At 68.0% G+C, this 4705-nt stretch carries 7 protein-coding genes; all 7 read left to right on the forward strand.

Annotation, left to right across the window (positions count from 1 at the left end; genetic code table 11):
* Window positions 1-1136: MFS transporter (locus JWR89_RS03250; RefSeq protein WP_299711784.1), on the forward strand; the 1136-nt coding region annotated here is incomplete at its 5' end.
* Window positions 1137-1257: 121 nt separating this feature from the next.
* On the forward strand, window positions 1258-1479 hold the full coding sequence (locus tag JWR89_RS03255) for a hypothetical protein (protein ID WP_299711785.1): 222 nt from the start codon (window positions 1258-1260) through the stop codon (window positions 1477-1479).
* Window positions 1480-1622: 143 nt separating this feature from the next.
* Window positions 1623-1925: a DUF3551 domain-containing protein gene (locus JWR89_RS03260; protein WP_299711787.1), complete on the forward strand. Its 303-nt coding sequence runs from the start codon at window positions 1623-1625 to the stop codon at window positions 1923-1925.
* Window positions 1926-1948: 23 nt separating this feature from the next.
* Window positions 1949-2236, forward strand: a complete 288-nt coding sequence (locus JWR89_RS03265) for a DUF3551 domain-containing protein (RefSeq protein WP_299711789.1) — start codon at window positions 1949-1951, stop codon at window positions 2234-2236.
* 386 nt (window positions 2237-2622) lie between these two features.
* On the forward strand, window positions 2623-2775 hold the full coding sequence (locus JWR89_RS03270; RefSeq protein WP_299711790.1) for a hypothetical protein: 153 nt from the start codon (window positions 2623-2625) through the stop codon (window positions 2773-2775).
* A gap of 238 nt (window positions 2776-3013) precedes the next feature.
* Window positions 3014-3493 (forward strand): hypothetical protein, encoded by a 480-nt coding sequence (locus JWR89_RS03275; protein ID WP_299711791.1) that lies wholly within the window; start codon window positions 3014-3016, stop codon window positions 3491-3493.
* Window positions 3453-4705: terminase family protein (locus JWR89_RS03280; RefSeq protein WP_299711792.1), on the forward strand; the 1253-nt coding region annotated here is incomplete at its 3' end. The genes JWR89_RS03275 and JWR89_RS03280, both read left to right, overlap by 41 nt.

The raw sequence follows: 4705 nt of genomic DNA on the forward strand, positions 1-4705 counted from the left end.
AGGGACTCGGCGGCGGCGGCATCCTGCCGATCGTGCAGACGGTAATATCCGACGTGGTGACGCCGCGCGAACGCGGCCAGTACCAGGCCTATTTCAGCAGCGTCTGGGTCGCGGCGGGGATCGGCGGCCCGATCCTCGGGGGGCTGTTCGCCGAACATCTGCACTGGTCGATGATCTTCTGGATCAACATTCCGCTCGGCATCGTGGCGCTCGGCATGCTGCTGCCGAACATGAAGAAGATTCCCGTGTTCCACCGGCGGCGCAAGGTCGACTGGCTCGGCGGCATCCTGCTGATGGTTTCGGCGCTGGTATTCATGCTGGTGCTGACCTGGGGCGGCACCAAGTTTTCGTGGGCGTCGCCAACCATCGTGGCGATGATCGGCGCCGCTTCGGTGCTGGCGTTCGCCTTCATCTGGCACGCGCTGCATGCGGACGAACCGTTCCTGCCGCTGCAACTGATGTCCGGCTCGGTGGTGCCCTATGCGATGGCCGCCGGCGGCTGCGCGATGGGCGCGATGATCGGGCTCACCGTGCATCTGCCGCTGTACTACGAGGTGGTCTACGGCCTCAGCGCCGGCGAGGCCGGGCTGGCGCTGATCCCGATCGCCGCGGTCTCGGTGGCCGGCGCCGCGCTGGCCGGCCACATGATGACGCGGGCCAAGCACTACAAGCGCGTCGCCATCATCGGCACGGCGTGCGCCGCGGTGATGGGGCTGACGCTGGCGTTGGCGACGCCGCTGCCGCTGTGGGCGCTGCTCACGCTGCTCGGCATCTTCGCGATCGGGCTCGGTACGGCGTTCCCGGTGTCGGTGGTATCGATCCAGAATGCCGTGGCCCGCGCCCAGGTCGGCACCGCCACCGGCGCGATGAACTTCTTCCGCGCGCTGATGGCGTCGTTCACCGTGGCGGCCTTCACCACCATCCTGCTGATGGCGCTGGGCAGCGGCATCACAATCTCCGGCGACCACGCCGGCGCGACGCACGCCATCGCGGCGCCGGACATGGTCCGCGCCTTCCGCTACGTGTTCGAAGCGGCGGCGGCGCTGCTGGCGCTGGCGGCGCTGTTCATGGTGCTGATGGAAGAGCGCACGCTGGCGGGGCCGGCCAAGGCGGCGGCGTCGCTGGTCTCGGAATAGCGCAGCTACGCCGGCAAGGGCGTGGTGCGCTACGCCTGGTGAGCAGGACAGCGTCGAATTGACACGCAGCGGGGTCGCGGCCTAACAGCGGCGCAGAGTTGCGCCGTTGAAGGACCCTGCCATGAGTAAAGCTACCGTCGAACAGACCAAGATGGGCACCGAGGCGATCGCGTTCTGCATCGCGCGGACGCTGATCGAGCGCGACCCGTCGCTGAAGGCGCCGATGCGCGCCAACCTGCGAAAAATGTGGGAACTGCTCGAGGAGCGCGACGACCACGCCGCCGCCGACATGGTGGATACGCTGATCAAGGCGCTGAACGACCCCGCGTTCTTCAAGCCGTAGGCGCGGACGGCGCTACCGCCCGCATCCATTCGCCATCGATGCGGTTAGGTGCCGCGCGCACGCAATTGCGTGAACGCTCTTAATTCTCCGCAGGGCGCCCCCTATATTCGCACCGCCCGGCATTTTCGCCGGGCGAGTGCATCTTGCAGGCGGCCGTCATGACATTGAATCGACGAACGACGTTTTCGGCGCTGGCGGCTCTGGGCCTTGCCGCGACGCTGGCGGGCGTCGCGATCGCACCGGCAACGGCGGAAAGCAACGCGCAATACTGCATCGCGCGCGGCGGCGGCGAGGGCGCCGCCGGCTATACCGGCAACTGCGTCTACTCCGACTATCAGCAGTGCTCGCAGGCGGCCGCGGACGCCCGCGGCTACTGCGTGCAGAACATCGACTATCACGGCAGCGCCCCGGCATCCGCGCCGAAGCGCGCGCGCCGCGCGCGCTAGAACCTATCGACAAGGCGGACCGCATGAGACGTGAACGACGCACCCTATTGCTGCTGGCGCTGGCGATGCTGGCCGTGAGCCAGCCCGCGCAGGCGCGTCCACCGGCTGCGGCGAAGTCCGGCATCCCGCCGTTCTGCGTGCTGACCGGCGGCCCGCGCGGGGCCGGCAGCCTGCCGCAGATCTGCCGCTTCTTCGACTACCAGCAATGCCTGCTGGCCGCGGCGCAGCTGCGCGGCAATTGCGTGGTCAATATCGACTATCCCGGCAAGATCGTCAGCGCGCCCGGCGGCAACTGGACGCCGGCGCGCTGAGGATTTGAGGTTAGCTGCCGGGCTCGTTCCCCGGACGCGGTGCACTGCGCAGCATCTTTGCGGCGTGGTGCACCGCAGAGCCGGGGTCCCGGTTGTGCGACAAAAAACCGGGATCCCGGCTCTGCGAAGCGGCACTTCGCGCCGCACCGCATCCGGGAAACGGGGCGCGGAATAAAATCAAATAATAGGATTTTAAGCGTTGACAGCGTGACGGTCCTGGAGTAGGTTTACCGCATGCTCCACAGTTGGGTTCGCGGCTAGCTCCAGGGGCGCCCGCCCAGGCCGCTGCGGCGATCGCGCGGGCGAATCCCGGAACATCATTCCCGATCACGCGTTGCTTTCGACAGTCTGGGCCGGACGGCTCCACCACCAGCAGCGAGGCCGCCATGGCAACGAAGCAGAACGATCAGATCGTCGAGACCGCGACCGAGGCGCGCCAGGCGGAGCCGGGCCCGTCGGTATTGGCACTGCTGACCATGAGCACCGGTCTCGCGATCCTGCTGCTCGGCGTGGTGTGGTTCGTGTTCTTCCGCACCTAGGCTGCGGTTGGCGATACGCCAGCCCGGCTGTTTAAAAAACTCGGCTGACGCCGGAGTTCACGTCATGAGAAAGATTTCGGCAACCCGACCGGTAAAAGCACCGGGGCGGGTTACTCCTGCGCGTCGCGCCGCCAAAGCGTCCGCACAAAAAACCGCGGCCAAACCGGCTGCGCCGAAAAAGCCCGTTGCCAAAAAGACCGCCGCGAAGCGCAAGGCAAGCGCCGCGCGAAAAGACACCGTGGCCAAGACCATGAAACTGGTCGGCAACACCACCGTCGTGATCGATGCGAACGACGACGCCGCGTGGCAGAACGTCGCGCGGCGCGACACGGCGGCGATCGAGACGCCCGCCGCGGCGCCGGAGCACGGCGCCGAAATGATCGAGCGCGTCACCCGCGCGGTCGAGCGCGAGTTGATGGAGATCGACAGCATCCTCGCCGGCGACCACAACAAGCCGCGGCGCTACACCGAGGCCGAGCGCCGTGCGCGCACGCTGGCGTCACTGGCGCGCACCCTGAGCGAAGTGAGGCGGCTGCGTTCCGCCGATGAGGGCCATGCCTATGTGCCGAGCGCCGCCCGTGACCTGGATGGGTTCCGCAAGGCGCTTTTCAAGAGACTGGAACAAGTGGTCGTTCGACCAGCGCGCGCGCTTGATGCTGACAATGACGTCGGGGGAGATGGCGGACACCAATTGCCAGTGGCCGCTTTTCGCCCATAAGTATCAACTTCCGCCGAAGCATGCGCCGAACGGCGATCCGTGGCTGACTTGGCTCTTGATCGGCGGCCGTGGCGCCGGCAAGACGCGCGCCGGCGCGGAATGGGTGCGGGCGCAGGCGATGGGCTATGCGCCGTTCGCGCCTGAGAAGGCCGGGCGCATCGCGCTGATCGGCGAGACCGAACACGACGTGCGCGAGGTGATGATCGAGGGCGTCTCCGGCCTGTTGTCGGTGCACTGGCCGAACGAGCGGCCGGTGTGGATACCGTCGCGAAAGCGGCTGGAATGGCCCTCGACCGGCGCGGTGGCGCAGGTGTTTTCCGCCGACGATCCCGAGAGTTTGCGCGGGCCGCAATTCGACTGCGCGTGGTCCGACGAGATGGCGAAGTGGCGCTATGCGGACGCGGCGTTCGACATGCTGCAGTTCGGGCTGCGGCTGGGATCGCAGCCGCGGCAGTTGATCACCACCACGCCGCGGCCGACCGCGCTGCTGAAGCGGCTGATCAAGGATAGTTCCAGCGTCACGACGCGGGCGCCGACCCGCGCCAACGCCATGAATCTGGCGCCGACGTTCTTGCGCGGCGTGATGGAGCGCTATGGCGGCACCCGGATGGGGCGCCAGGAACTCGACGGCGAGATCATCGAGGACCGCGCCGATGCGCTGTGGTCGCGCGCGCTGCTGGACGAATGCCGGGTCCGCGAGGCGCCGCCGCTGCGGCGTATCGTGGTGGCGGTGGACCCGCCGGTGTCGTCCGGCAAGCGCGCGGATTCCTGCGGCATTGTAGCTGCGGGGATCGCCGAGAGCGGGATCGTGTATATCGTGGCCGACGACACGGTGTCGTCGGTGACTCCCGCGGCGTGGGCCAACAAGGCCATTGCGCTGTGGCGACGGCTCGATGCCGACGCGCTGGTGGTGGAGATCAACCAGGGCGGCGAGATGGTGCGCAGCGTGATCAACGAGGTCGATCCGGGCGTGCCGGTGACCTCGGTGCGCGCCCTGCGCGGCAAATGGCTGCGCGCCGAGCCGGTGGCGACGTTGTACGAGCAGGGCCGCGTCAAACACGCCGGCGCCTTCGCCGCACTGGAAGACGAAATGTGCGATTTCGCGTCGAGCGGATTGTCGTCGGGCCGCTCGCCCGACCGCGTCGATGCGCTGGTCTGGGCGGTGGCGTCGCTGGCGCTGGGTCGGCGGGGTGACGGGCCGCGGGTGCGGGG

Origin of the sequence: Tardiphaga sp. (assembly GCF_028290785.1) — a bacterium.
In the GTDB taxonomy this organism is placed as follows: Bacteria; Pseudomonadota; Alphaproteobacteria; order Rhizobiales; family Xanthobacteraceae; genus Tardiphaga.

Coding starts and splice junctions, on each gene's coding strand:
- JWR89_RS03255 (WP_299711785.1), top strand. CDS start 1,258: ATGAGTAAAGCTACCGTCGAACAGACCAAGATGGGCACCGAGGCGATC.
- JWR89_RS03265 (WP_299711789.1), top strand. CDS start 1,949: ATGAGACGTGAACGACGCACCCTATTGCTGCTGGCGCTGGCGATGCTG.
- JWR89_RS03270 (WP_299711790.1), top strand. CDS start 2,623: ATGGCAACGAAGCAGAACGATCAGATCGTCGAGACCGCGACCGAGGCG.